We start from the raw sequence: 23,252 nt of genomic DNA on the forward strand, positions 1-23,252 counted from the left end.
TGCGACAGGTTGATTGGCACACCGTTCCGGCGCGGGTGCGGCAGGTCTCTGCGGGCGAGTTCGTGCTGGTGGAGGACACACACGGAAAGGGCCATCTGTCCCGTCACTCCAGCAAACCGTTCTTTGGATCAGGCTACCCCACGGCCTCGATTTGCCGCCCGCATAGTCCGCGCTGAGCGCTACCACCCACGACGCTGAAAGTCTGCAAATGGCCCATCGCAACATTGCTGCTGTTGCACAAGGGTGGTCGGCATCGGAGCGAAGCGGACAGCGCCGAAGATTTATCAGCAAGTGCCCTGGTTGCGTACCGTTATGGCCTTCCTGAAGGTCGCGGGGTCATCGAGGATCTTGACCAGATACTCAGCCACATCAGCGCGGGTGGCTGTGGAGGTGATGTTCCAGCGCAGGTCGGTGCCGGCCTTCAGGTTTCCGCGAGCAGGCTTGAATGTCAGCGTTGCCGGTCGAACGATCGTCCAATCGCAGTCACTCTCCCGGACGGCGGCCTCCTGCTTCTCCTTGTCTGCCATCACTTCCTTGAGTGCGAGCTTGACCAGGAAGCCTGCGCCGAAACTGCCGGCGCGGTAGCTCTCACCGACACTCACCGAACTTTCGACGATGAGCCGGCCGCGGCCTCGTGGCATGGCGGCCAGAATGTTCATGGTGCCCACCGAGCAAACCGGGACGCCGGGCTGGCGTCGACCCCGATCGTCCTTCGCCTGAGGTATCGCCCCCAAGGTGCAGATGATCGCATCCATACCCTGGACCGCAGATGCCACCAAGGCTGGATCCATTGCATCGCCCTTGACGACTCCGAGTTTCGGATGCGTCAAGGGCATGCGCTTGATATCACGGACAAAGGCCGTGACGACGTGGCCTGCGGATAGAGCGGACTCAACGACGAGCCGTCCCGTCGACCCCGTCGCACCAAAGACAACGACGTTCATCACACCCTCCCGTCGCGCGGCTTCGAAGCGCGACCGCCGTGCGCAGTGGTTTGGTCCGTGAAGCCGGAAGCTTCCTTGCGTGGATACTCAGGCAGCAACAGCTCGGGGGTCTGCCGGGCGCAGTTCAGGCGTTGTTGTTGCGACGACATGATGGAAAGGACTCCTTGGGTTGGCGGCCGCGGCATCGACGACGCTACGTTGCGGCGTGTTTGCGGTCGATTGGGCCGAGGAAGAGGGCGAGCCATACCAAGGTGTCGGTCCGCAGGGCGGATCGAGCCGGTTGTCCGCTGTCGCCCAAGGGGCGAAGACAGCCATTTTGTAGTCGGTTCGAACGGCCGATCACGCTGTCGCAAATTCGCCCTAATAGATCGGCCGCGACGAAACCGTTTTCCCGGGTCGCGAAGTCGTCCTGAAACAGAGCGCCGGTAGCCTATGTCAGGTCAAACAAGGGGAAGCTCAACACAAGGGGAACGGTCATGTTAGTCGCCATCCTCAATTCGATTTACCGCCATTTCCTCACGGCTGCCATCGTTGGTATGGCCATGACCCAGGGGAGGCGGCGATGACCGAGCTCATAGCAGCCCTGTTGGCCTTCCTCAGCATCGGCGTTTTCGTGGCGCACGCGTTGGACGCCTATCGCACCGGCTAGGGCCGTAACGCCGGATTGCGCTGTCGCTCATCCGCCCTGCACTGGCGAAGCGTCGCGGCCCGCTCACTCGGAGCGGCTTGTCCGGGATCGCGACGCTGCGTGACAGCGGTCACAGTCCACGGGATAGCGCCGCGGCATACTCGCTCCAGATCAACGGCGACATATCGCCAAACACGGAGCGGGACCATGCACAGCCAGACCTCGATCTTGAGCGATGCCGAACTCGACTTCGTGAGCGGCGGTGACAAGAACGCCAAGGGGCAGACGGTGCCCCACAAGGAACCCAGACCGCCCGTCGTCAATACGCCGGTCGTGCCCGCTCTTTTGATCAAGTTCCATTTCTGACAGACCGCGCTCCTTGCGGGTCACGTCGCGCTTCCTGATTCCGTGATCAGGACCACCTCCAAAAGTGACTGAACTTGCTTCCCCGGCCCTCCGACCTATCCAAAGGCGTCCGAATTCCCCTCTGCGAGGGTTAGATGGCCGAACTCGTCCTGGAAGCAATCTGCCACCTTCTCGCGGCGCTTTTCGAACTCGGCTCCGGCCTGCCACCGCAAACCAAAACCGGGCATGCCGAGCGTCCCCCAAGTCCCTGCAAAAAGACTGTCCTGATTCAGATTGACTGATGTCCTCGGTCGGTACCGGACGCCTAGTCCTGGTCTACCCCGGAGTTTCCCGAGAGCCGGATTGACCGGCGGTCGCCGATGCGACAATTTGCTGGCATTGATCGAACGTATTTTTCCCGATTGCAGATACCGACATGGATAACAGCGCCGAATATTGGCGGCGGGCGCTAGCGGCCCACGACCAAGCGCGACGGGCCACGAATGAGACGGACAGGGCTGCCTGGCGACGGATCGCCGAGAGCTTTACGACTCTCTTCCGGCAGGTTCAAAGTGAAGAAGCCGAAGGAGCAATGGCCGCTGTCGACTCGCTTGACGCAGCGACAAGCGACGATGCTCTGAAGAACTAGACTAGCGCCGGGACCATGTTGCTGCGAGCCCGGATGGCGGATGACGCTGTCGCTAATCCGCCCGACGCGCTGCTATTTTTTCTTCCAGAACCGCGCGAGGATTTTGGGCCTGGGTCGCTTGCTGGCAAGTCTGGACCCGCTTGGCGGCGATGCTTGCTTCCTGACCATCCAGCGATGCGTGATATCGCACCTCGGGCAGTGCAAGGTTTGCAACTCGAATCCGGGTTGATCTGGCTGCGTACGAACGAGGGTCAGGTCGCTGTGACAGGTAGGGCAATGCGCCGGTTCTCCAGCCTTCATTTTCCCAAGCCTCCCGAGGGAGCAACAGGCAGTAGGGTAGACCATAAGAAATTTGTGGCCAGATCAAGAAACGGAATTTGAGGGCCAGCCGAGCCGCGATTTGCGCTGTGTGTGCACAAGTGGACAGACCGGCAGTACCGGTGGCGTATTGTCCTGGCATCACCGCCCGGCCAGTGGCTTCCATCGGTGATGGACCACCGGTCGTGGCCCGCCTCCCCCAGGGAATGAGCAGCGCCATGCAGCGACGCATTTTCAAACAGACCGCCCCGCTAGATCAACGTTTGACGGAAGAGGCAGAACGCCTGCGCAAGGAAGCGCGCGGCACCCCGCCGGGCGTTGCGCGCGACGAGCTCATTCGCCGGGCGCGGCAGGCCGAGACGGCTTCGCACATGCAGGAATGGCTGGCCTCAGCGGGCCTGCAGGCCCCGCGGTAACGCCGAAGCCTGCGTCGATCAAGCCACGGCCTGTCACGCAGAAGCCGACGCCGATCCTGCGTGCCTGACGCAGCACCCTGCGCCAAATGTTCACTTTTGAACATTATTTCGGAACCAATCCTTTCCAGCGTCACTTACTCTCCCGGAGGACTGCAACACTGCTGCAGGGAGCGGTTGAAGTGGATCATGCGGTTACCATACTGGTCGTCGAGGACGACCATCTCATCCAGGCCATGGTCGAAGATGCGCTTGCAGACGGCGGCTTCAAATCAGCCATCACAACATCCGGCGAGGAAGCCATTGCGCTGCTCCAGGGTGATGAAGCGCAATACCGGGCGGTCGTGACCGACATCAATCTGCTCGGAAGCCTGAACGGATGGCAAGTCGCTCGCGCGGCCAGAGAGACCGATCCGGCGATGCCCGTTATCTATATGACCGGCACTCACGAAGGGGAGTGGGCTTCCAAGGGCGTCCCCAACAGTGTTCTGCTCGCCAAACCCTTTGCCCCGGCGCAGCTTGTGACCGCCATTTCCAATCTGCTCAATACCGGCACGCCGCCGACATAGGCGATGTGCCACGGAAGCTGCGCATCTGTACGGACCGGCGCTTATTGAAATTGCGAGTGGCTTAATCGGCCGGTACCGTCGATCGCAACATGTGCAACCTCTATTCGATCACGACCAACCAGGAAGCGATCAGCCGGCTGTTTCGCGTCGTCAACCGGTACGTCGGCAACCTCGCCCCGATGCCCGGCGTATTCCCCGACTATCCCGCGCCTGTCGTGCGCAACACCGATCACGGCACTGAGTTGGTGACGATGCGCTGGGGCATGCCGCCGCCACCGCGCACCGGCGGCCCGCCGGTCACCAACATCCGCAACACCTCCTCGCCGCACTGGCGCGGCTGGCTGAAGCCGGAAAACCGCTGCCTGGTGCCGGTGAACAGTTTTGCGGAATACGCGCCGGAGCCCGATCCGGAGACGAAAAAGAAGGACGTGGTCTGGTTCGCCCTCCATGACGATCGGCCGCTGTTCGCCTTCGGCGGCATCTGGACCGAGTTCAAGGGCGATCGCGGCACCAAGTCGAAGCCGATCCCCGGTCCGCACAATGTCTACGGCTTTCTCACGACGACGCCGAATGCGGTCGTCGAGCCCGTTCACCCCAAGGCGATGCCGGTGATCCTGACGACCGACGAGGAACGCGACGTCTGGATGCGCGCGCCATGGGATGAGGCCAGGGGGCTGCAGCGGCCGCTAGCGGATGACGCGCTCAGGATCGTGGCGCGTGGTATCGACAAGGAAGACAAGGCAGCGGCAGGTTGAGCGAACGTGGCGGGCAGGGCCGAAGCGTGGCTCACATTCCCCTGGGGATCAAGCCGCGACGGATTGCGGTTCCGGCCTGGCGGCCACCACGCCGGCGCGGCGGATATTCAGAATCTGCCACTTCGAGGTATCGAAGCAATCGGCGGCCTTCGCCTCCGCGGCGGCGGCATCCGGTGCCTGAATGGCGATGTGGAATTTCCTCGCACCGTCACTCAGCGTCATTCTGAAAACCTGCATTCTTGGGCGCCCTCCATCTGATGAAAGGGTGGCGCGGGCAGGGTTAATTTTTCGTTACCGACGTTTGGGCTGTCGCTGATCCCCCACGCGCGGGTTTGGCTGTTTACTTGCCGTTAAGTCCCCGGCGCGACGATATTCGAATGAGGGTGCTGGCGGCCACGATCGTTGCTCTCCTTGTGCTCCATTTTGTGGACGAGCATTTCCATGGCTCGTACTATTCGCGCAGTGCGAAAGCCGTCATTTCTCAGATGGCAAGATCGTTCGGTTAGGCCGATTCAGGTCCTGCGAAGTCGTCCTGGTTCCGGCGTCATCCGCCCTTTGGTGTTCGGGGGACGGACGGCGAATTGCGCGTTCGTCCATCCGCTCCAATAGTTCCGGAAATGAAACTCCGCGAGATCGACGAGTAGCGGAACAAAGCCGCTCCGTCGACGTAAGTCCGGATGGACAATTTGGAAAAGCGCAAGGAAGAGGCTTTGGTCGTGGTGTCACTGAGCACCGCGACGCTGATAACGTGCTTTGGTATCGCGCTTGCGTTGCTCTAGCGCCGCGCGCCTCGTTCGGCCTGAGTGGTCGAATTCCAGCCTGGCAGCCTCCCTGGCAGCGTCGCCCCCATAAGTTGCCTACAAGACAGACGAAGGCCGCAAATGTCTGCTAGATGACATTATCACCGCGCCGTCCGGGGCTTCTTTCGGTGACTGAGAGTTCGTCGCGCTCCCGCCTTCTCCAAAGAGAGCGCCATGCGCGGTCATCGAGAAAATCAACTTTTGTCCCGGCTCGATCGCGCCACCTTCGCGCACCTCGAGCCGCACCTCATCATCGCAGAACTGCGTCAGGGTTTTGCGATCGCGGAAACCCATGCGCATGTCCAGAGGGTATACTTCCCCCATGGCGGCATCATTTCCTGTGTCGTCGAGTTGTCCAACGGAGGCCGGATCGAAACCGGCATGATCGGCAGGGACGGTCAGTACGGCGCAGGCCCCGCGATGGATCACAAGATCTCCCTGAACCATGTCGTGATGCTGGTTGCGGGGTCCGCTTCGGTTGTCGATGCCGACCGGCTGCGCGATCTCACCCGGGAGAATCCTAAACTCCGGCAGATGCTGATGCACTATGAACAGTTCTTCCTCGCGCAGGTGCAACAGACCTGTGCGTGCAACGCGGTTCATGACGTCTATTCCCGCACCTGCAAATGGCTCCTGAGGATGCAGCAACTCGTCGGCGACGACATACCGCTGACGCAGGAATTTCTCGCCCAGATGATCGGCGTGCGCCGAACCAGCGTCACGGCAGTGGCGGGGAAATTGCAGGACGCCGGATTGATCTCCTATGCGCGAGGCCGGGTTCACATCATCGACATTGCCAGGATTCAACAGCGCGCTTGCGAGTGCGATGCGGCCGTCAATTCTCACTACGCGCGCATCTTCGACGGCTGAAAGCCGCCGCCCGGGCGTGCGATTTTCCCGATGCCATGCCAGCGCAACACGCCGCAAGTTTCGCGCGCAGGCGAACGCATGCCACCAGCATCGGGCCGGGCATGGCGAGGGTTTGAAATGTCGGGCAGCGGACAGACGATCCGGACGACGGCGGATTAAAATCGGACAAGGGCGTTTTGGGTGAGGACAAGGCCATGGTCCAGACCAGAAGACGGATCAAGCACACGGCCACTTTCGAGGAGCGGCTGGCGGAAGAGGCCCTGCGGTTCAAGGAAGCGGCTGAAGAGCAACCTGCCGGCAGCACAGCCCGGGAGCTGCTTTTGCGCCGGGCGCAACAGGCTGAGACAGCTTCACGCATGAACCGGTGGCTGTCGCCGCCAGGGTTGGCATCGTCGGGGCTGGCATCGCGCAAGTGATCAAGTACCGCGCGTATACGGTCGGCCAGGACGGCATATGACCGGCTCACGCGCCTTTACCTGTCCCGGTATGCCGACGCCATCGTCCGGGCCAGGCGACTGCTCGGCGGTTGCGATATCGAGCTTTGGAGTGGCACGCGCCTCGTGATCAGGCTGGAGCGCTTCGGCGACCCATGCAGCGTAACAGAGCCGCCGGCATAGCAGGCGACGGGCGGCCCGGCCGGCTGTGCCCGGCAGGCGTGGCGCGTGGCGATGCGACGTTACCCGGTCGTGAGTTCGACGGTGAGGATCGTTCGCCCGGTGCCGTCGGGGCCGTCCAGGAGAGTCTCTCTGTCACCGATAAATACCTGGGGAATCGGGCGATGATGTTCCACGCTAACCGTCCCTTTGCCATTCGTCTGCTCGCTAGGCGACGTCGGGACGAAAAACTTGGCGACCCCTGGCACCTCTTCGCCGACTGACAGAGCAACTTATTGCAAATGTGCATGTTGAGTAGCGTTGGTAGTCGAGAACCAGCATGCCGCGATATTACTTTCACATCGATGAGTTGGACACCGATCCCGACGGCACCGAACTGCCCGACCTCGAAGCCGCGCGCCGGGAAGCGCTGCTGGCGGCGCGCGAAATGCTTGCCGAGTGGATCGTCCTCGCCATCGACGGCATGCCGATGAGGATTCTGATCGCGGACGAGGCAGGAAACGTGCTGGATACCGTCCATTTGCGCGACGCGCTGCCGCGAGGGCTGAAGGAGAAATAGAACCAGTATCTCATTGCGGCCTTTTCATTAAGCCTTGTCAGGCCCGTCATCATTGCCAGGGAGGGCAGGGGCCAGCCTGATGGCCTTGGAAGCTTCGGGCCCGCCAGCGCGGCGACCGGTTCGGCTGCGGCGGCACAAATTTCACCGTGCGGCCGGATGCAGAACCGTGGTATGTTGGGAGATTAGCGCGACCGGCATTGATTGCAGACAAGTATCGATTTTTTCCGATGGAATACCGCGGCAAGAATTATCTGATTTTCGAAGGCGACCAGCCCAATTCGTGGCGATGGGCGGTGACGCTTGACGACCACACCACCAAAAGCGGTGAAACGAAAACGCGCAGCGAGGCCATTACGCAGGTGGTACTGGCGGTCGACCGGGCCCTTTCGAAATCGGGCAGCCGATGAATAGGGCCGCCAACGGGGGCCTGCTAGACCAGCTCAGTAGCCCCGGCGATAACGCCGCTCGCCTTGTCTCGGCGCTGCCGCACCAGCGTAAAACGGGTTGAGCTGGCACTGCGCAGCGCGGCCGGAAGCCGATGCCGCGCATTGGGCCATCGTATGGTAGGTGCAATCTTCAAACGAACCGCCGCCCCACGGAACGACATGCGCACAAACTGGAAACGCCGGGTCATAGGTCTGCGCCGGAGCTTGTTCGGCTGCGGCAACCAGACCAATCGTTAGAAACGTCAAAGCCAAAATGCGCATCGGAACATCCCTCGCAATCGCCAACCAGAACTGCCTCGCGGGTTTATTGTCGAGGCCGCTTGCTGGAGCGTAACGTCTGCCGCAAAGCTTCGGCACGGACGCGCAACACAATCACTGATACTAGCGCGCCTTCTCCCGCTGCACGCCCTCGAATTTAGCCGCCTCGGTCAAGGCTTCGTTATTAGGCTTCAGCATCAACACGGCCGCTTCAGTTGGACGGCTTTTGTGATTCCCATCACATTCCCGCAAGAACAGCCTCGGCACACTCGCTCCGGATCAACGGCGAGCCCTCGCCAAGCACCGAGCGGGACGATGCGCAAGATAGCCGGCTTCGTGATTCTCGCCCTGCTCGTTGCGGCGGCGATGCACCCCAACAACAGATATCATCCGCCGGCAGCGACCAGCCACGTGATCAACCCCCTGAACATCACCAGGAATTAATCCGCCCGGGTTGAACTTTTCGAGGGGCTAGTCCGTCTATCTATCGAAAGCAATTGATAGCAATTCAAGGAGCTTCGACCATGCGCCGCAATGTTTCCCTTGCCATTCTGGCAGCCGTTTCCGCCTTGACCGTCGTCGGATCGATGTCGCCGGCGCCCGCAGCCGAGCGCATCCAGGATCGCTATTGCCTGCAAGGCCGCCAGTGGGGCTATCCCGGCAATTGCCAGTTCTCCAGCTATCAGCAGTGCATGGCGACCGCGTACGGGACCGACGCCTATTGTGGCATCAACCCCATGCACGCCCACGCCTACTATCCGCGCGGCCGCTACTACGACCGGTACTGATCTGCGCGCGGCCTGTTTCGGTCAGCGCCGCAGCGGAGTGAGCGCGACGTGTCGCGCAAGGCGCGCCCGATGAACAGGCGGCGGCTCAGTCCGCCATCCTGTCTTGGGTTCGAAGGGCGGATGGCGCTCCAGCTCATCCGCCTTGAGCGCTAGGACGCGTACTCATAAATGCGAGATGTCCGCTTCTTGGGGCATTACGCAACTTCTCCTGGGCCGCCTTATATTCGTCTTCGAGGGGCAGTTTGTCGAAATCGGGCTTGTAGCCGTTCTTCTCGTATGTCGACCTAGGTATCGGGATGGAAACGCCGTCGTATTCAACCTGAGCCGACTGATCGGGTGTTTTGAATAATCCGGTAGGCATGATGCCAGCCCTCCTTGCTTTGGCTTAAGCATATCACGAGGACCTTGATCGCCCCGGCTCACCCAAACAAAAAGACCGCCGGAGACCGGCGGTCCTTTCGTTTACAGTTGGGATTGATGCGCTCGACTTTGCTCTAGCCTTAGACAGTGGCCGCTATGGGTCTCTTATGTCTCTTGTTGGTGCTAGCCGGTGCGAGAACCTATCGATCAAACCTAACCTTCCTTAAAGCTGGGCGCGGCTCAAGGAAGATCAAGTGAGGGATGCTGACCTAGCCCCTTGCCAATGTTGGTGAGGTCAATACCCTTCGCCTTGACGTTGGCTGCGAAGATGTCTGGATCGTTGCCAGTGTCGAACAAGATCGGTTTACCGGCGACCTCCACGAGCGCGGAGAAGCCCCAATCCTTCTTCATTGCGGCAGGTGCCGAAAGCGTCATAGAGGATGGTGATCTGGCTGTTAGGCTCAGCCGCGGCCGTTGTAGCAGGGGCAACCACGGCAGCGACGCCGCCAAGTGCGGCCGCAAAGAACAATGTTGCGCGAAGTTTCGTGGAAGTCCTCCTTCTTTGAGAACACCCCCATTGAGGCAGGCGCTTGCCGTCCTCCACACTCACTGAATCTCAATTCCGCTGCGCAACATTGACTTCGCGAATCGCCAGATAAAGGCTGATCGTACCTACAATGACGGGAAGTAGTCCTATGAGCATCCAGGCCCAAGACGAGCCAGCGCCGATCGCGCTAGCAGCAATGCAAAATCCAAAGGCAATGATACCTACCGAGATTGAGAGCGAGAATGCGTCATTCATGATGACCTCCAAAGACCGATGCCTGTCGGATGAATGCCAGCCTCTCAGTAAGTTTCGGCATCAAAGCCAACGGAGGTAATTTAGCCCGGATGTCTTAATTCGTCCGTGAGAAGCTGGCTGACCTCCGGCAACTTAAGGAGGTCCGTTACATCGCAATCGACGCAGCGGAATTTGCGTCCTCCCGTCTTCACGAGCACAAATCGCATAGACAACAGCCGAAAGCGCGAAACGGTGATAAATCACCGTGCGCCTTTTAACGGTCCAATAGCGAGTCAATTCCGAGCAATCGACACGGTATTCAGGCGCTCGGCCATTTCCAGTTTATATCGGCGCAATAGTTCCGTTCGATCAGCCGGATGAAGGATCGGCTGGCGGCTTCCGCACTCGACTACCAACATTGATTGGCATTGTAGCGTAGCGCTTTCCAGATCGCGGATTTGCTGGCGAAGCCCTAGCGACGCGCCCGGCGGGTTGGCTTGTGACGCCTGGGAACAATTCCTTATCGTTTTACAATTCGCGCTTGATCTCGGGCTTGTCGTACAAGACCGCGTTCAGCAATGAACTGTTGACCTCTATTTTTCCGTTGTAGCTTATGAAGCCGAGCTTGCGGAATCGGTTCATGAAGAAGCTGACGCGGGATCGTGTCGTTCCAATCATTTCGGCCAATGTCTCCTGGCTGATATTCGGAGTGATCGGTTGAGGGCTTCCCTCCTTGCCGAAATTCGCCAGCAGGAGCAGCAGGCGCGCCAACCGTTTTTCACTGGAGTTGAAGAGCTGGTCGATCAGGTCCTCTTCTATCCGGCTGTTGCGGGTCAGCAGATAGGCCATGAACAGCTCGGAAAACTTGGGTTGATCGTGCAGTGCCGCGACCATGGCGCTCTTCGTTATCGCGGTCACCAGGCATTCCTCCATCGCTGTCGTCGTCGCGATCCGCAGCGAATGGCCGTTCATGCAGCCTTCGCCAAAGAACTGGCCGGGTCCTAAAATGCCGACCACGGCTTCCTTGCCTTGCTCGGATAGGACAACGACCTTAACTCGGCCTTTCTGAATGTAGAACACCGCGTTTGCCGCATCGCCCTGCGCGAAGACGACCTCATCCTTACGAAACTCAAGGATAGTCTTCCCTTCGCCCACCTTGGCGAGAAACTCCTTTGGATCAAATTTTGCTTGATCGGTATTGTTTGGCATGTCCGGTTCCGTTCCCCGCGGTGGGACGCCTACCATACCATTCACGCCGCCGACGTCCTGAAGTAAAAGTGCCGCACGATGAAGGTTTCACAGCCGGGATGAACGAGGCAGCCTCGCCCTGAGCTATCTCGCGCCTTCAGGGAAATGCACGTCAGATTGAAGCAGCCGAAGAGCATGCGGGGGCGGATGGAGCGGTCAGCAGCGGCCTACGGCTGTTGCCGTTCATGTTCAAGCCTCCGCGCTGACGAAAATATCGAACGCCTCGTAAGCCTGTTGCGGCGTCTTTCCTTCCTTGAATGCGTTTGGGAAGCTGAAGATCGCTTCCGCTAGAAGGAATTCATCCGGGACAGGAAACAGGGCGCGAAGTTCGGCGAGCCAGTTCGCGTATGAGGGCGGTTGAACTTGCCCAAGGTGTAGTTATCGCTGAATGCGTGCATTAGTTCGGAACCTTCAGGCCGGGAGATCGCAGCCAGTCGCTCAGGTGCGATCCGGTTTCGGCCTGTCGGGCCTTGCGGATCGTGGCCTCCCGAACCGCGCCAGGTGGAAGCAATTTGGCTTGCTCGCGCAGGCAGTGTGCTTCTTCGGCAAGACGTTGCTCGAGGATTTCAGGTGGTGTGTAGTGCTGTCTTTGCTGCATAGGGCTGCTCCGTTCCATCGAGGAAGGCGGGAGCGCAACCGGGCGTTCGCATCACCGATAAGGGCCAAACGGGGCGGTGCGGTGACCGGGGCAATCTGGCATATCCGGCAGCCGAGATACTGGTCAATACAGCTCACATCGCGAACTAGTTAAACACTCAAATTAGGCCACCGCAGGCCACTCGTACAGGAACGTAACCAGCGCAGTTCTGTTAAACGTTGTTCCTCCTTCCAAAGGAACGCCTGATGGCCGACGACAACACAAGAAACCCAAACAAAAAGCAGCCCGGCGAAAACCCGGAGGGCAAGTTTCACTACAACCCGGGAAATATGGCCGGCAAAACGCCCGGCGATCCGGAAGAGACTGCCGAAAATCGTGGCGAGTTACCGCGCGAGACCGAGAAAAATGCCGCCGACTAGGGTACTTACGAGCTGCCTTACTCTCTCTTGAGCCTGAGTTCGGCGGTTTGCGCCATTTCGTCCATTCGCCCGCGAGCCGCAGCCACGATTCCTTATCGAGCGGGTTAAGGGCCCGCTCGCCTTACTCTCGGCATTCGTCAGCTAGCTTACGGCCTGGCTGCGTCGTCTGACATGACGCCGATAATGCACCAGATAGTTTGATCCGGTCATCACCCAACAGGCCACTAATCCCTATGAGAACGTCGTTCCTTAGTACGAACGATGGTTATGAGGTTCCGGGTCAATTTTGGAAGTCAGCACGCGTATCGGCAAGGTCTCGTCTCACCGTCGCGCAGCCCAAAAGCCGACGACGTTCGCTTCCGCTGGTCGGATAATCTGGTCAATTTTCATGGTCTCATAGCATCACTCAGTCGGCGACAACTCCAGCATCTTCTTTTCCGCAGCGTCGTACACCTTGACTTGGAGCATCGGAAACTGGGCTTTGAGATCCCTCGCCCTTTTCTGCGCGGCTTGAAGCGTTGGAAATACTGTCTTCATCCGCCCATCGACTTCCAAGCCAAAGCCCTCGGTCATCACAAGGTCAGCGCGTGTGATGTTGCGGGGTTGCGGCTCGTCCGGTATCGTCAGAGGCTTTTTCATGGCAACTCCTTTGGGTTGCCCCCTTCCTATCTTATCACTGCCCTCCTCGATAGAAGAGCAACGCCTTTCGCGAAGGCCACCGCACGCTCGGCCTGGTCTCGGCAATCGCCAGCTTGCCCGCGAAATCTGGCGGCGTCGTCGGACATGTCGGCGAAGATTACAGGATAGTTGGGTTTCGCCAAATGAGGCGGCCCTACTTAGGGTGCTCTGCGGGTTTAGGGGCCCTGTGGCCATCGCGTATTTCGTGCGTTATGGCATAGTCGCTAGTCTCTGCCGCCCCCAGCCGAGCGACTTGGTGGGGCCCGCTCCAAAGCTCCACCGGGCCACGGTTTGAAAGGCGTTTGGCCTTTTCCATGGCCTCACTGTCATTGGCGCAGACCAGCGGCTCGTATCCGATGAAGTGCCCGTCCTCGCCTACGATGTAAGCGCGATACTCCGGCATCAGAGTGGCGCTTGCAGGCCGGGAGACGTGAGCCATTCATGCATGTGCGAAGCTGTTTCGGCCTGTCTGGCTTGGCGAATGAGCTTGTCGCGAATAACCCCCGGCGGGGTGCCTTGGGCTTCTTTACGGAGGCGTTCCGCCTCGAGCGTTAGTCGTTGATCTAGTGGAGCGGATTGTTTGAAGTGGCGTCGCTGCATGGCGCTGCTCCATTCTTGAGGAGGCGGGAGCGCAACTCGCGTTCTCATCACCGATGGAAGCCGATGGCGGGGCGGTGATGGGATAATCTGGCATGTCCGCAGGTCGACATAGTGGTCAAAATTGCTCACATCGCGAAATCGTTAACAACTCAAATCAGGCCACGTTTTAAACTAGGCCACTAGGAACGCAGGCACTGGCCCGAAGTCCGCTTTGGGTCGGTCATTAGCGGAAGAACTGAGCATAACGAGTCCGCTATGTGCTGGAACGATAAGGCTGCCTCGGTTCGGCCTTTTTTCGTTGCCTCCGCGCTGGTTCCAATCGTGAGAAAACCTCACACAGTCGCCTCGGGATGGTGCATAAGGTCTCATGGCAAAAGCAAAAGTGACCTTCAAGACCGTCAGGATCGCAGATGACGACTGGACTATCCAGGCAGACTATCCGGGCAGCGAACAACGCGTGATCACCGGGCTGACCAGCAAGGCAGATGCCGACGACTGGATGAACGGAAACCGCAAGGTCGCGTGGCTCCGATCGCAGGGCTACGCCAAGTGACCCGGTAGGGCCGGGGATCCCGCGCAAGGCGCGGCCCGATATCCGAGATTCAGCGCCAGCGAGGCCGTCGGCTACTTGGCCGGAATGGCCGGCTGAACCGGTGCCGGGCCGGGCGGCGTCGGCTTGATCGCCGATTCAGGACGGGTCGGAGTGACCGTCGCGCCGGCGTCGTTCACCGTGTTGAATGTCGTTCCGGGAGGCGTCTGGGGCGCCCGTCGGTCAACGATCAGGTTGGTGTGATCTACCAGGATGATGGTGGTAATCGAGATTGCCGCGACAATCACGGCAATAATCACGGGTTTTCGCAGAACGGTTGCCATACACGTCAACGGCCGCCTGTGCCGCGGAGTTCCGGCGCCGGAAAGCTGGCCGAGGCGCAAAACGTCGCAGCACGTCGTGCTCCGTCGGGCTGTGAAATGCTTCTGGGCAGAGCGGCATTGTCCGGTGCCGCAGTGGTCTGTTATCACCGGACAGGCCACCCGTTGAAAAGCCAGCCCAGCGAAAGATCATGAGTTTCTTCGAGCGATTGAAGACCGAAGCATCCGCCGAGTGGCGCGCCTACACCGGGCATGCCTTTACGAACGCCATGGCGGACGGCTCGCTCGCCGAGGCGGCGTTTCGTCACTATCTCGTTCAGGACTATCTGTTCCTCATCGAGTTTGCGCGCGCCTACGCGCTCGCGGTCTACAAGTCGCCTCAGCTCGCGGACATGCGCGAGGCGGCCGCCGGCCTCTCGGCCATTCTCGACGTCGAGATGGACCTGCACGTCAAACTCTGCGCCGGCTGGGGGCTGTCGCCCGGCGATCTCGAAAAAGCCCCTCCGGCGGTCGAGATGCTGGCCTATACCCGCTACGTGCTCGACGCCGGAATGCGCGGTGACCTGCTGTCGCTCAAGGTGGCGCTGGCGCCTTGCGTGATCGGCTACGCCGAGATCGCAACTAGGCTCGCCGCGCACCCGAACGCGCTAGTCGCAACCAACCCTTATCGCGTCTGGATCGCCGAATATGCCGGCGCACCCTATCAGGAGGTCGCGGCCAACGCGCGGGCGCATCTGGAATCGCTTGCCGATCGCTACGCGACGCCGGCCCGCGAGGCCGAGTTGATCGCAACCTTCAAGGAAGCAACCCGGCTCGAAGCCGACTTCTGGGAAATGGGCTGGCGCCTGAACAAGCGTTGAATGGTAGCTAGTCGGTCAGGATCGGGAGCCCGGCAAACTTACGATCGGACCAACTGTCCATCGTGCGCCACGGGTTTTCCATTTTTGTAGACCGATCGCCCGCGAGGTATCGCCACCACCGCCTCCGGCACATGTTGCGCATTCAAGGTCACGAAATCGGCCTTGTCGCCGACCTCAAGCCCGTAGCCTTCAAGCCGCAGCGCTTTCGCGCCGGCCCTGGTCACGACGTCAAAGGCAATCCCCAATTCGTCGTCGGTGTTGAAGCCGGAGCGGTAGCCGATCATGTTGGCGCGGCCCAGCATGTCGCCGTCGCCATAAGGCCACCAGGAGTCCCGGATATTGTCGCTGCCGCCGAATACGGTGACGCCGGCCTCGCGCAGAAGGGCGACAGGTGGAAAGGGCCGGCGTCCGGGCGCGTTGGTCATGATCGCAACGTCGCTTTCGGCCAGAACGTCGGCCGTGCGTTTGGCGAGGTCGAGGGCGACATCGCCGAGCGCATAGGCGTGGCTGATCGCGACAAGGCCGCCCATGCCGAGCGCGCGCGACCGCGCCGCAATCTGTTCGATCTCGAAGATTCCGAGCGTTCCGCTATCGTGCAGATGAATGTCGACGCCGACGCCACGTTTCTCGGCAACGCCGAACACGACATCCAGATGTTTTTCGACATCGCGATCAAAGCTCGCGGGATCGATGCCGCCGACGAGATCAGCGCCCATCGCCACCGCTGCATCGAGCAGTTCAGCTGTCCCGGGGCTTTGCAGGATACCGCTCTGCGGGAACGCGACGAGCTGGATATCGATGATACCCCGGTAGGCCTCGCGCACCGCCAGAATCTTCTCCAGCGATTGGAGTCCGATGGTGCCGTCTACCGTGACATGGCTGCGCATATGCGTCGAACCATGGCCGATGCAAAGCTCGAGCTGATTTCGGGCGCGGACTTCCACGGGAGCCGCTTCGGCGAAATTTTGCGCCTGAAGGGCGACGCGTTCATGGACATTGAAGCCGTTGGTATAGGGCTTGTGGGGCTTCCAGTCGTCGCCATAGAAGCTGGTGTCGAGGTGGATGTGTCCTTCGACAAATCCGGGAACGATCAGCGCGCCGCCGAGATCGCGTGTCGGCGCACCGGCGGAGATTTGGGTTCCGGTTCTCGAAACGGAGCTGATGCGTCCGTTCGCGACGGCGACATCATTGAGCGAACCGTCAGCGAATCTTGCGTTGGTGAACAGCATATCGATCGGGCTCACGCGACGTCTCCCAGCCTGAGGTGCTACGGGAGTTCATATTGGCCCTGGGCCTTTGGCAAGGGCTTTGAACCTCGGCGCGCGCCTCCGGCACTAAAGGACTGGCACATCCGTGCCGCCGGATGAGAGGACGCTGTGACCATGAACGTGCGGGGCAAGACGGCAGGGTTTATCGTCGCCTTCATGCTGGTGTCTGCCGCGTGTTCGGCCATAGCCGCCCCGCGCGGCACGTCCGATGACGCGCAAGCGGTCGACAAGGCGCGCGCGGCGATCGCAGCCAAAGCCGAGCAGGCGCTGGCCAAGCAAGGCGGCTCCAAGATTCTGTTCAAGGTCGATAGCGCCGCGTTGCGCGAAGCCGTCGTGACGGAGCTGCGCGATGATGTGTATCGGACCGTGCGGGAAGGGCGCATTCCGTTCTCCGGTCTGGCGATGCGCGACGGCGGCGTCGAGGTCCGGATTGCCGAACCCAAGGACCGGCAGCGCGTGCTGGCCAAGCTGGTGCCATCCACGAAAGACTCGCCTTCCGGCGCACAGACGATCAGCGTTGCCGACAGCGGTGACGGGCTGATCCGGCTGATGCCGACAGAGGCAGGGTTCGCCGAGCGCCTTCGCGAACTGGTCAGGCAATCCGGCGAGATGATCGATCAACGCCTGCGCAACGCCGGCATCAGGGACGCCAGCCAGCAGCCCGATGGGGCCGACCGGCTTCGCGTGCTGTTGCCGGGCGTCAGGGATCCGGAGCGCGTGAGCGCGATGCTCGGCAAGCGAGGGCGGGTGACGTTCCGACTGGTGGACGTGTCCGTGATCGCCGCGCTGGCTCTGAAAGGTCCGGTGCCGCCGACATCCGAAGTTCTTTACCACTTCAAGACCAGGGAGCCTTCTGTGGTCCTGAAGGAGATCGCAATGGAGGGCGACGATATCATCGACGCGTCGCCATTGATCGACCCGCGAACCCAGCAGCCGATCGCGTCGTTCCGCTTGAATGCGCGCGGCGCCCGGCGCTTCGCCACCATCACGCAGGAGAATATCACAAAGCCGTTCGCGATCGTCGTTGACGACCAGGTGCTGTCGGAGTCGATTATCAGCGAGCCGATCACGGGCGGCTCGGCGATCATTTCGGGCAACTTTACGATCGAAGACGCCAACAACGTCGCGATGCTGGTACGTTCGGGAGCGCTGCCGGGGCGCCTGGGCGTCGTCGATCAGCAGGTGGTCGAACCGGTCGCAACCGCCGGCAAACAGTAAGCCACGTCAGGCAGCTTCGCGCCGCTTTCCGGATTCATCGAGCAGACCTGCAGCCACCAACGCCTCCTTCAAAGGGGCCGGCCTGCGCATTACTTCACGTACCAATAGGTGCCGGAGCAGGTGGGGGTCGCCCAGATCACCAGCACCTGGCCGCCGAACGGTATGCTTACTTCCATCCTGGGCGGAGCGTGGTTACACGTGCGGCCGCCCGAGATGGTATCGAGTTCGGTTTCCCGGAGCGGGTTGGGTTCGATTTGCCCGGATTCCATGTCTGTCTCCTGTCGTGGGACGAAGGGACCATCCGCATCGTCAGACAGGGCAGGCTAGGTTCGCGCGAGCGACGTGCCGTGAGGTAAGTCACGGTTTGTAGCATCGGCCCCATCCGTATCGTTCATTCCGGATCGTGTGATGATCGTCACGGTGATCCGCAAATCGGCAAGCGTAGTGTTGCGTCATGACGAGCAATCGCTCCTCACCTCATGTTCAACCGATGGAGAAATGTCATGACCAAGCCCAATACCGAAAACCGTGAACTGGCGATCGAGGAACTGGAGATCGTGGCCGGCGGCGTCACCGAAGGCGGCTGCATCCTTGACATCCTGAAGCTGCTGTTCCCGAAGCAGCCGCTGCCGAAAGTCGTTTTCCCGATCCGCTGATCGAACGTTCGGCATCGAGCGAAACATCCACCAGGGGACAAACGACATGAATAACCTTGCGCACGAATTGGCAGAAACAGAACTCGACCGGGTTTGCGGTGGCGAACTGTACATGATCCGTCTGCAAAGCCTGCTGTCTCAGCGGCAAATGGCCATCCAGCTGACCACCAACATGCTCCGGGCCATGAACGACGCGACCAGCACAATCGCTGGAAATATCGGCAAGTGATCGCGAGTAAGCTTGGCCGCAGCCGTCGGGTTCAAACGGCTGCAGGCTGGCTGCTATCGACGGAGCGCCTAGCGTCGGGTTTCCGGATCGGGCATGCGCGGTTTGTCCGAGAGGAACTACCGGCACCCGCGCGGGGTTATCCCGGCGGCAGCGGGCAATTCTGCCGTCGAAGGAGTTCTGATGCGCATTCTGACGTTAGCTGCATTGGCGATTGCGGCGGTGGTGGCTGCGCCGTCGGCTCACGCCCAGACCTATGATCCGAAGTATCCCGTCTGCCTGCAGGTCTACACGGGCCGGAACGATTTTTACTTCGAATGCGGCTACACCTCGATCCCACAGTGCAATATGTCGGCATCGGGCCGCGCCGCACAATGCGTCGTCAATCCCTATTACGAGGGCGGAAAGCGACGCAATAAAAAGCCCCGCCGCGACTATTGAGGACCGTTGGGTTCGATCCGTCCTGCGCGCGTTGAGACACTCCGCTGACCTGCCATCCGAACACGGCCGAAAAACAAAAGCCCGGCACACCGGCCGGGCCCTCGTCGAAATATTGTTTGGTAATGAAACGCCGAGATTAATATCGAACAGTGGTAAAGCGTCTGTTCAATCTAGCACACAGGCGCCGCGATTTGGCTCCGTATGACTGCGGAGACCCCACGCATGCGCATGGTCGCGCACAACCGTGCGCATGCCCGAAGTTTTTCGAGACAGGACTTCTCGAGACCAGACTGCATCGAGGGCTGTGCGGCATGAAGAAGCCGGCGGGTTGCGCCGGCTTCTCCTTTCGCTGTTTCGCGCGGTGGGCTCAGCCCGGGGCGGCACCCTGGGTTGCGGTGTACACGGCGTAGAGCGACTGGCTCGCGGCCATGAACAGGCGGTTCCGCTTCGGCCCGCCGAAACAGACGTTGCCGCACACTTCGGGCAGGCGGATCCGGCCGATCAGCTTGCCGTCCGGTGACCATATCGTCACGCCGCTATAGCCGACGGCGCGGCCGGCATTGCTGGAAGCCCAGACATTGCCGTTGACGTCACAGCGCACGCCGTCCGGTCCGCATTTGACGCCGTCGACCATGAAGTCGCTGAACCGCTTGTGGTTCGACAGCTTGTTGTCGGTGCCGACATCGAACACGAACATGTCGCCCTTGCCGCCCGGCCCGGTATCGCCGGGCCCCTTGCCGGTGCTGGCGACGTAAAGCTTCTTGTAATCCGGCGAGAAACACAGGCCGTTGGGGTCGGGCACCTGCTCCTCGGTCACGACCAGGTCGACGCGGCCCGAGGGATCGATGCGGTAGCAATTGGTCGGCAGCTCGCGCTTGCCCGGCACGAAGCCGGCCGGCTGCCCGATCCGCGGGTTGAGCTTGCCGCCGGGATTGCTGGGGCCGCCCGCAACGTCCGGTTCGCCCTCATAGAGCTGGCCGCCATAGGGCGGGTCGGTGAACCAGTAGCTGCCATCGGGATGGGCGACGACGTCGTTCGGCGAGTTGAGCTTCTTGCCGCCGAAATTATCGGCGAGCACGGTCGCGGTGCCGTCGTGCTCGTAGCGCACCACCCGGCGGGTGAGATGTTCGCAGGAAAGCTGCCGGCCCTGGAAGTCGAACGAGTTGCCGTTGGAATTGTTGGACGGGGTGCGGAACACGCTGACGCGGCCGTCATCCTCGGTCCACCGCATCTGGCGGTTATTGGGAATGTCGCTCCACAGGAGATAGCGGCCCTGCGAGCTCCAGGCCGGGCCTTCGGCCCACAATAGTCCGGTATGGAGACGCTGGATTGGCGCGTTGGGCTGGGCGAGGTCGTTGAACGACGGATCGACCGCGATGATATCGGGGTCCCAGAAATAGGTGGTCGGCGCGCCCCGGGGGCTGAAATCGCGCGGCGGGGTGGTGACCACGGATGGCGGTCCCACCGCGCCCTGCTGGGCCAGCGCGGTGCCGGCCCCCGCCACGGTGGCCCCGGCGGCGAGCGCCAGGCCGTGGACCAGCGTTCGTCGTGAAATCATGGACTGCGCATCGCGCTGCACGTCGCGTGTCATCACTTCCTCCCAGGATATGCGCCGGCCGGTTGATCCGGCCAGGCGGGTGCAAGGCTATGCCGGCCCGACCTCGGTTGCGAGCACCTTTCGGTGCAGCCCGGGGCTGAAGGATGCAGTGCAAGATGGCTTGAGGGCTCAATCCGCCGGAGGATGCTCGGCAGGTTTGGTTGCCGCGCGGTAGCGCTTCCAGTTTTCGATCGTCGCTTCGTAGCGGACCGGCTTCCTTGCAGCCGGGACTGGCTCCGGTTTCGTGGCGACGATGCCCACGGTTTCAGCCTGTCCGGCTTTGGATACATGCGCCGGCTTCGGATAAAAGGCGACGAAGCCCAGCAGGCCCGCGATCACCATTCCAACCGGGATAGCGATCGCCCAGTCATTATGTGTACGCTGAGTGACATCATGGCGCAGGACTCTCGTTAAGTCTCTTGGCATGTTCAGCTCCCACGTTGCATTGGCTTTTGTAAGTCGAGACGCGCGGCGGCGATCGTGAGCTGCTTCACTATTGCTGCTCACGAAACCGTTAGAAGCGGCCGGGCGGTGGCCCCGAACCCACGCGCAGCCTGAACGATCCCCGCCTTCGAAAAAGTGATCCGGATCACGGAATGCCGATGGCAAATGCGCCTTTCCCATGCGATCGCTGTTCAGACACGGCGCATTTTTGCGATCGGAGCGCGCCTGCTCGCATTGATCGCTTTTGAATCAATCGATTGAAGAAGCTCGTTGGTCAGGCGTGTAAGCCTCGACACGCGGCCTCTTGGCCCATAACCTTCGCTGCGCAATTGGGGAGAACCGACTTGGCCAAGAGAGTTGTGAAGCAGCGCGCTTCGAAAAAGGCGCCTGCGAAGAAATCGACCAAAAAAACTGCTGTCCGCACCAGCAACGCCGCGAAGGCGGCCAGCAAGACCGGGAAAAAGACCGCATCGCGCAAGCCGGCCGTGCCCAAGGGGCCGGTCTGGCAATGGTCGGCGCTGGAGACCGCCGCCGCCATCCGGTCCGGCGCGATTTCTTCGGTCGAGGTGACGGAGGCTCACATCGCGCGGATGCGCGCGGTCAATCCGAAGCTCAACGCAATTGTGGTTGATCTCTCCGACGACGCGCTCAAGGCCGCCAAAGCGGCGGACCAGACCCGGGCGAAGGGCGGTGAACTCGGCCTGCTGCATGGCGTGCCGATCACGATCAAGGAAAACGTCGATTACGAAGGCAGGCCCAATCCCAACGGCGTGCCTTCGCAAATGAACATCATCGCGCCCTCGGACGCGCCTGTGGTGCGCAACCTCAGGAAGGCCGGCGCGATCGTGTTGGGCCTGACCAACACGCCGGAATTCTCGTTCCGCGGCTTCACGGATAACCCGCTGCACGGACTGACGCTCAACCCATGGGACCCCGAGATCACCTGCGGCGGGTCATCGGGCGGCGCCGGCTCGGCGGTGGCGGCCGGCATCGGCACGATCGCGCATGGCAACGACATCGGCGGCTCGCTGCGCTGGCCGGCGCATTGCAACGGTGTCGCCACCATCAAGCCGACGCAAGGCCGTATCCCCGCCTTCAATCAAAGCGCCACGGCCGAGCGGCCGATGCTCGCGCACCTGATGTCGGCGCAGGGACCGCTGGCGCGCAGCGTCGGCGACGTCAGGCTCGGCCTTGAAGTGATGTGCCAGCGCGATCCGCGCGATCCCTGGTGGGTGCCGGCACCTCTGGCGGGTCCGAAACCGAAGGGGCCGATAAAGGTCGCGCTGGCGAAACTGCCCGCCGACATGAACGTCGATCCATCGGTGCGAGCGGCGCTGAAGCAGGCCGCCGACCATCTGGAGCGCGGGGGCTATCGCGTCAGCGAAGTCGAGGTTCCCGATATCAACGGCGTCTGGCAGACCTGGTGCGACATCATCGTCAATGAAGTTGCCGTGCTGCAGGAAGCCGGGATGCTGGCGGTGGCCTCGGAGCATTTCCACACCGCCTGGGGCGGCATCAAGCTCAAGGCGAACACGCTCGACCTCGCGGGCTGGATGCGTGCGACCGCCGCGCGCAACGGTCATATTCGCGCCTGGCAAGCCTTCTTTGAGGATTATCCGGTCGTGCTGGCGCCGACGACGGTCATGCCGACGCCCGGGCCGCGCGCGGATACGACCAGCTTGGAGCGCGTGGCCGAGATGTTCTTCAACGATTTGCGGTTCATTTCCGCGATCAACGTGCTGGGCCTGCCGTCCGCGGTGGTTCCCGTCGCGCTGCACGAGGGCAAGCCGATCGGCGTGCAACTGATCGCGGGACGTTATCGCGAGGATCTGGCGCTCGATGCCGCGGCGTCGATCGAGAAACGCGCCGGCGTGCTGGTGCAAAAGTTGTGGCAGCAGATGGCGTGAGCAGGTGCCATTGCTCTGAGGAGTAGGCGCTAATGCTCTGAGGGGGAGGTGCTGGTCATATGACGCGCACCCCCTCCACATCTGCATGCCCAATATCGCGCCATTGTGGCTTGACCTCTAGGCAA

The 23,252-nt window shown here is 61.2% G+C and carries 32 protein-coding genes; 19 read left to right on the plus strand and 13 right to left on the minus strand.

Translation table 11 applies throughout. The features are described from left to right. Window positions 1-284: 284 nt before the first annotated feature. Window positions 285-944, minus strand: coding sequence for an NAD(P)-dependent oxidoreductase (locus tag JQ558_RS23805; protein ID WP_212295383.1), 660 nt, complete (start codon window positions 942-944; stop codon window positions 285-287). 835 nt (window positions 945-1,779) lie between these two features. Here JQ558_RS23805 and JQ558_RS23810 point away from each other — a divergent pair. From JQ558_RS23810 to JQ558_RS23830, 5 genes are all read left to right on the plus strand, one after another. Beyond that, window positions 1,780-1,938 carry a hypothetical protein gene (locus JQ558_RS23810; protein ID WP_212295384.1) on the plus strand — a complete coding sequence of 53 codons (159 nt, stop codon included), beginning with the start codon at window positions 1,780-1,782 and terminating at the stop codon, window positions 1,936-1,938. A gap of 134 nt (window positions 1,939-2,072) precedes the next feature. After that, window positions 2,073-2,219, plus strand: coding sequence for a hypothetical protein (locus JQ558_RS23815; RefSeq protein WP_212295385.1), 147 nt, complete (start codon window positions 2,073-2,075; stop codon window positions 2,217-2,219). 883 nt (window positions 2,220-3,102) lie between these two features. Further along, window positions 3,103-3,300 (plus strand): hypothetical protein, encoded by a 198-nt coding sequence (locus JQ558_RS23820; RefSeq protein WP_212210160.1) that lies wholly within the window; start codon window positions 3,103-3,105, stop codon window positions 3,298-3,300. Window positions 3,301-3,386: 86 nt separating this feature from the next. Beyond that, complete coding sequence (locus tag JQ558_RS23825) at window positions 3,387-3,866, plus strand: response regulator transcription factor (RefSeq protein WP_212271718.1); 480 nt, start codon at window positions 3,387-3,389, stop codon at window positions 3,864-3,866. Window positions 3,867-3,955: 89 nt separating this feature from the next. Beyond that, on the plus strand, window positions 3,956-4,621 hold the full coding sequence (locus tag JQ558_RS23830) for an SOS response-associated peptidase (RefSeq protein WP_212295386.1): 666 nt from the start codon (window positions 3,956-3,958) through the stop codon (window positions 4,619-4,621). 48 nt (window positions 4,622-4,669) lie between these two features. Here JQ558_RS23830 and JQ558_RS23835 read toward each other — a convergent pair whose 3' ends face one another. Further along, window positions 4,670-4,858, minus strand: a complete 189-nt coding sequence (locus JQ558_RS23835) for a hypothetical protein (RefSeq protein WP_212295387.1) — start codon at window positions 4,856-4,858, stop codon at window positions 4,670-4,672. A gap of 737 nt (window positions 4,859-5,595) precedes the next feature. Here JQ558_RS23835 and JQ558_RS23840 point away from each other — a divergent pair. From JQ558_RS23840 to JQ558_RS23855, 4 genes are all read left to right on the plus strand, one after another. Continuing rightward, a complete protein-coding gene (locus JQ558_RS23840; RefSeq protein ID WP_212210163.1) occupies window positions 5,596-6,291 on the plus strand; it encodes a Crp/Fnr family transcriptional regulator in 696 nt (231 codons plus the stop codon). 194 nt (window positions 6,292-6,485) lie between these two features. After that, window positions 6,486-6,707 carry a hypothetical protein gene (locus JQ558_RS23845; protein WP_212210164.1) on the plus strand — a complete coding sequence of 74 codons (222 nt, stop codon included), beginning with the start codon at window positions 6,486-6,488 and terminating at the stop codon, window positions 6,705-6,707. 517 nt (window positions 6,708-7,224) lie between these two features. Beyond that, entirely contained in the window at window positions 7,225-7,464 is a 240-nt protein-coding gene (locus tag JQ558_RS23850; protein ID WP_212210165.1) for a DUF6894 family protein, read from the plus strand. Between the two features lie 227 nt (window positions 7,465-7,691). After that, window positions 7,692-7,871 (plus strand): hypothetical protein, encoded by a 180-nt coding sequence (locus JQ558_RS23855; RefSeq protein WP_212210166.1) that lies wholly within the window; start codon window positions 7,692-7,694, stop codon window positions 7,869-7,871. A gap of 33 nt (window positions 7,872-7,904) precedes the next feature. Here JQ558_RS23855 and JQ558_RS23860 read toward each other — a convergent pair whose 3' ends face one another. Beyond that, on the minus strand, window positions 7,905-8,171 hold the full coding sequence (locus tag JQ558_RS23860) for a DUF3551 domain-containing protein (protein ID WP_212295388.1): 267 nt from the start codon (window positions 8,169-8,171) through the stop codon (window positions 7,905-7,907). A gap of 312 nt (window positions 8,172-8,483) precedes the next feature. Here JQ558_RS23860 and JQ558_RS37925 point away from each other — a divergent pair, with 312 nt between their 5' ends. Together JQ558_RS37925 and JQ558_RS23865 are read left to right on the plus strand one after the other, a co-directional pair. Next, window positions 8,484-8,612, plus strand: a complete 129-nt coding sequence (locus JQ558_RS37925) for a hypothetical protein (RefSeq protein WP_283813755.1) — start codon at window positions 8,484-8,486, stop codon at window positions 8,610-8,612. Window positions 8,613-8,692: 80 nt separating this feature from the next. Continuing rightward, window positions 8,693-8,956, plus strand: coding sequence for a DUF3551 domain-containing protein (locus JQ558_RS23865; RefSeq protein ID WP_212210168.1), 264 nt, complete (start codon window positions 8,693-8,695; stop codon window positions 8,954-8,956). A 600-nt stretch (window positions 8,957-9,556) separates the two neighbouring features. On the opposite strand, the gene JQ558_RS37385 is transcribed toward JQ558_RS23865, so the two are convergent. The 4 genes from JQ558_RS37385 to JQ558_RS23885 form a co-directional block, all read right to left on the minus strand. After that, window positions 9,557-9,727: a hypothetical protein gene (locus JQ558_RS37385; RefSeq protein ID WP_212210169.1), complete on the minus strand. Its 171-nt coding sequence runs from the start codon at window positions 9,725-9,727 to the stop codon at window positions 9,557-9,559. 205 nt (window positions 9,728-9,932) lie between these two features. After that, complete coding sequence (locus JQ558_RS23875; protein WP_192739913.1) at window positions 9,933-10,118, minus strand: hypothetical protein; 186 nt, start codon at window positions 10,116-10,118, stop codon at window positions 9,933-9,935. A gap of 507 nt (window positions 10,119-10,625) precedes the next feature. Next, entirely contained in the window at window positions 10,626-11,306 is a 681-nt protein-coding gene (locus JQ558_RS23880; RefSeq protein WP_212210170.1) for a Crp/Fnr family transcriptional regulator, read from the minus strand. Between the two features lie 436 nt (window positions 11,307-11,742). Next, window positions 11,743-11,943 (minus strand): hypothetical protein, encoded by a 201-nt coding sequence (locus JQ558_RS23885; protein ID WP_212002266.1) that lies wholly within the window; start codon window positions 11,941-11,943, stop codon window positions 11,743-11,745. Window positions 11,944-12,188: 245 nt separating this feature from the next. Between JQ558_RS23885 and JQ558_RS23890 the strand changes: the two genes are divergently transcribed. Further along, a complete protein-coding gene (locus JQ558_RS23890) occupies window positions 12,189-12,362 on the plus strand; it encodes a hypothetical protein (protein WP_212295389.1) in 174 nt (57 codons plus the stop codon). 402 nt (window positions 12,363-12,764) lie between these two features. Here JQ558_RS23890 and JQ558_RS23895 read toward each other — a convergent pair whose 3' ends face one another. Further along, window positions 12,765-13,001: a hypothetical protein gene (locus JQ558_RS23895; RefSeq protein WP_212002261.1), complete on the minus strand. Its 237-nt coding sequence runs from the start codon at window positions 12,999-13,001 to the stop codon at window positions 12,765-12,767. Window positions 13,002-14,007: 1,006 nt separating this feature from the next. Between JQ558_RS23895 and JQ558_RS23900 the strand changes: the two genes are divergently transcribed. Further along, window positions 14,008-14,193: a hypothetical protein gene (locus tag JQ558_RS23900; protein WP_212000504.1), complete on the plus strand. Its 186-nt coding sequence runs from the start codon at window positions 14,008-14,010 to the stop codon at window positions 14,191-14,193. Between the two features lie 71 nt (window positions 14,194-14,264). Here JQ558_RS23900 and JQ558_RS23905 read toward each other — a convergent pair whose 3' ends face one another. Next, window positions 14,265-14,489, minus strand: a complete 225-nt coding sequence (locus JQ558_RS23905; protein ID WP_212271724.1) for a hypothetical protein — start codon at window positions 14,487-14,489, stop codon at window positions 14,265-14,267. A gap of 212 nt (window positions 14,490-14,701) precedes the next feature. On the opposite strand from JQ558_RS23905, the gene tenA reads away from it, so the two are divergent. Beyond that, window positions 14,702-15,370 carry a thiaminase II gene (tenA, locus tag JQ558_RS23910; RefSeq protein WP_212271725.1) on the plus strand — a complete coding sequence of 223 codons (669 nt, stop codon included), beginning with the start codon at window positions 14,702-14,704 and terminating at the stop codon, window positions 15,368-15,370. Window positions 15,371-15,408: 38 nt separating this feature from the next. Here the strand turns inward: tenA and JQ558_RS23915 are convergent, their stop codons facing one another. Further along, window positions 15,409-16,614: an amidohydrolase family protein gene (locus JQ558_RS23915; protein ID WP_312015022.1), complete on the minus strand. Its 1,206-nt coding sequence runs from the start codon at window positions 16,612-16,614 to the stop codon at window positions 15,409-15,411. A 138-nt stretch (window positions 16,615-16,752) separates the two neighbouring features. Between JQ558_RS23915 and JQ558_RS23920 the strand changes: the two genes are divergently transcribed. After that, window positions 16,753-17,856, plus strand: a complete 1,104-nt coding sequence (locus JQ558_RS23920) for a SecDF P1 head subdomain-containing protein (protein WP_249142616.1) — start codon at window positions 16,753-16,755, stop codon at window positions 17,854-17,856. An 89-nt stretch (window positions 17,857-17,945) separates the two neighbouring features. On the opposite strand, the gene JQ558_RS23925 is transcribed toward JQ558_RS23920, so the two are convergent. Further along, window positions 17,946-18,125 carry a hypothetical protein gene (locus tag JQ558_RS23925; RefSeq protein WP_212210176.1) on the minus strand — a complete coding sequence of 60 codons (180 nt, stop codon included), beginning with the start codon at window positions 18,123-18,125 and terminating at the stop codon, window positions 17,946-17,948. A 234-nt stretch (window positions 18,126-18,359) separates the two neighbouring features. On the opposite strand from JQ558_RS23925, the gene JQ558_RS23930 reads away from it, so the two are divergent. From JQ558_RS23930 to JQ558_RS23940, 3 genes are all read left to right on the plus strand, one after another. Beyond that, window positions 18,360-18,512 (plus strand): hypothetical protein, encoded by a 153-nt coding sequence (locus JQ558_RS23930; RefSeq protein ID WP_212210177.1) that lies wholly within the window; start codon window positions 18,360-18,362, stop codon window positions 18,510-18,512. A 46-nt stretch (window positions 18,513-18,558) separates the two neighbouring features. Next, window positions 18,559-18,741 carry a hypothetical protein gene (locus JQ558_RS23935; protein ID WP_212210178.1) on the plus strand — a complete coding sequence of 61 codons (183 nt, stop codon included), beginning with the start codon at window positions 18,559-18,561 and terminating at the stop codon, window positions 18,739-18,741. A 93-nt stretch (window positions 18,742-18,834) separates the two neighbouring features. After that, a complete protein-coding gene (locus JQ558_RS23940) occupies window positions 18,835-19,179 on the plus strand; it encodes a DUF3551 domain-containing protein (protein WP_312015023.1) in 345 nt (114 codons plus the stop codon). 367 nt (window positions 19,180-19,546) lie between these two features. Here the strand turns inward: JQ558_RS23940 and JQ558_RS23945 are convergent, their stop codons facing one another. Together JQ558_RS23945 and JQ558_RS23950 are read right to left on the minus strand one after the other, a co-directional pair. Then, window positions 19,547-20,770, minus strand: a complete 1,224-nt coding sequence (locus JQ558_RS23945) for an SMP-30/gluconolactonase/LRE family protein (RefSeq protein ID WP_212295390.1) — start codon at window positions 20,768-20,770, stop codon at window positions 19,547-19,549. Between the two features lie 135 nt (window positions 20,771-20,905). Then, entirely contained in the window at window positions 20,906-21,400 is a 495-nt protein-coding gene (locus JQ558_RS23950; protein WP_212295391.1) for a hypothetical protein, read from the minus strand. Between the two features lie 164 nt (window positions 21,401-21,564). Between JQ558_RS23950 and JQ558_RS23955 the strand changes: the two genes are divergently transcribed. Then, complete coding sequence (locus JQ558_RS23955) at window positions 21,565-23,127, plus strand: amidase family protein (protein ID WP_212295392.1); 1,563 nt, start codon at window positions 21,565-21,567, stop codon at window positions 23,125-23,127. The last annotated feature ends 125 nt before the right edge of the window (window positions 23,128-23,252 follow it).

It is taken from the genome of Bradyrhizobium sp. AUGA SZCCT0160, from assembly GCF_018130105.1.
Lineage (GTDB): Bacteria > Pseudomonadota > Alphaproteobacteria > Rhizobiales > Xanthobacteraceae > Bradyrhizobium.

What these genes read in the sequence shown, in the direction of transcription:
- JQ558_RS23805 (WP_212295383.1), bottom strand. Translation starts at nt 944, where the DNA reads ATGAACGTCGTTGTCTTTGGTGCGACGGGGTCGACGGGACGGCTCGTC.
- JQ558_RS23810 (WP_212295384.1), top strand. Translation starts at nt 1,780, where the DNA reads ATGCACAGCCAGACCTCGATCTTGAGCGATGCCGAACTCGACTTCGTG.
- JQ558_RS23815 (WP_212295385.1), top strand. Translation starts at nt 2,073, where the DNA reads ATGGCCGAACTCGTCCTGGAAGCAATCTGCCACCTTCTCGCGGCGCTT.
- JQ558_RS23820 (WP_212210160.1), top strand. Translation starts at nt 3,103, where the DNA reads ATGCAGCGACGCATTTTCAAACAGACCGCCCCGCTAGATCAACGTTTG.
- JQ558_RS23825 (WP_212271718.1), top strand. Translation starts at nt 3,387, where the DNA reads ATGTTCACTTTTGAACATTATTTCGGAACCAATCCTTTCCAGCGTCAC.
- JQ558_RS23830 (WP_212295386.1), top strand. Translation starts at nt 3,956, where the DNA reads ATGTGCAACCTCTATTCGATCACGACCAACCAGGAAGCGATCAGCCGG.
- JQ558_RS23835 (WP_212295387.1), bottom strand. Translation starts at nt 4,858, where the DNA reads ATGCAGGTTTTCAGAATGACGCTGAGTGACGGTGCGAGGAAATTCCAC.
- JQ558_RS23840 (WP_212210163.1), top strand. Translation starts at nt 5,596, where the DNA reads ATGCGCGGTCATCGAGAAAATCAACTTTTGTCCCGGCTCGATCGCGCC.
- JQ558_RS23845 (WP_212210164.1), top strand. Translation starts at nt 6,486, where the DNA reads ATGGTCCAGACCAGAAGACGGATCAAGCACACGGCCACTTTCGAGGAG.
- JQ558_RS23850 (WP_212210165.1), top strand. Translation starts at nt 7,225, where the DNA reads ATGCCGCGATATTACTTTCACATCGATGAGTTGGACACCGATCCCGAC.
- JQ558_RS23855 (WP_212210166.1), top strand. Translation starts at nt 7,692, where the DNA reads ATGGAATACCGCGGCAAGAATTATCTGATTTTCGAAGGCGACCAGCCC.
- JQ558_RS23860 (WP_212295388.1), bottom strand. Translation starts at nt 8,171, where the DNA reads ATGCGCATTTTGGCTTTGACGTTTCTAACGATTGGTCTGGTTGCCGCA.
- JQ558_RS37925 (WP_283813755.1), top strand. Translation starts at nt 8,484, where the DNA reads ATGCGCAAGATAGCCGGCTTCGTGATTCTCGCCCTGCTCGTTGCGGCG.
- JQ558_RS23865 (WP_212210168.1), top strand. Translation starts at nt 8,693, where the DNA reads ATGCGCCGCAATGTTTCCCTTGCCATTCTGGCAGCCGTTTCCGCCTTG.
- JQ558_RS37385 (WP_212210169.1), bottom strand. Translation starts at nt 9,727, where the DNA reads ATGAAGAAGGATTGGGGCTTCTCCGCGCTCGTGGAGGTCGCCGGTAAA.
- JQ558_RS23875 (WP_192739913.1), bottom strand. Translation starts at nt 10,118, where the DNA reads ATGAATGACGCATTCTCGCTCTCAATCTCGGTAGGTATCATTGCCTTT.
- JQ558_RS23880 (WP_212210170.1), bottom strand. Translation starts at nt 11,306, where the DNA reads ATGCCAAACAATACCGATCAAGCAAAATTTGATCCAAAGGAGTTTCTC.
- JQ558_RS23885 (WP_212002266.1), bottom strand. Translation starts at nt 11,943, where the DNA reads ATGCAGCAAAGACAGCACTACACACCACCTGAAATCCTCGAGCAACGT.
- JQ558_RS23890 (WP_212295389.1), top strand. Translation starts at nt 12,189, where the DNA reads ATGGCCGACGACAACACAAGAAACCCAAACAAAAAGCAGCCCGGCGAA.
- JQ558_RS23895 (WP_212002261.1), bottom strand. Translation starts at nt 13,001, where the DNA reads ATGAAAAAGCCTCTGACGATACCGGACGAGCCGCAACCCCGCAACATC.
- JQ558_RS23900 (WP_212000504.1), top strand. Translation starts at nt 14,008, where the DNA reads ATGGCAAAAGCAAAAGTGACCTTCAAGACCGTCAGGATCGCAGATGAC.
- tenA (WP_212271725.1), top strand. Translation starts at nt 14,702, where the DNA reads ATGAGTTTCTTCGAGCGATTGAAGACCGAAGCATCCGCCGAGTGGCGC.
- JQ558_RS23920 (WP_249142616.1), top strand. Translation starts at nt 16,753, where the DNA reads ATGAACGTGCGGGGCAAGACGGCAGGGTTTATCGTCGCCTTCATGCTG.
- JQ558_RS23925 (WP_212210176.1), bottom strand. Translation starts at nt 18,125, where the DNA reads ATGGAATCCGGGCAAATCGAACCCAACCCGCTCCGGGAAACCGAACTC.
- JQ558_RS23930 (WP_212210177.1), top strand. Translation starts at nt 18,360, where the DNA reads ATGACCAAGCCCAATACCGAAAACCGTGAACTGGCGATCGAGGAACTG.
- JQ558_RS23935 (WP_212210178.1), top strand. Translation starts at nt 18,559, where the DNA reads ATGAATAACCTTGCGCACGAATTGGCAGAAACAGAACTCGACCGGGTT.
- JQ558_RS23940 (WP_312015023.1), top strand. Translation starts at nt 18,835, where the DNA reads ATGCGCGGTTTGTCCGAGAGGAACTACCGGCACCCGCGCGGGGTTATC.
- JQ558_RS23945 (WP_212295390.1), bottom strand. Translation starts at nt 20,770, where the DNA reads ATGACACGCGACGTGCAGCGCGATGCGCAGTCCATGATTTCACGACGA.
- JQ558_RS23950 (WP_212295391.1), bottom strand. Translation starts at nt 21,400, where the DNA reads ATGGGAAAGGCGCATTTGCCATCGGCATTCCGTGATCCGGATCACTTT.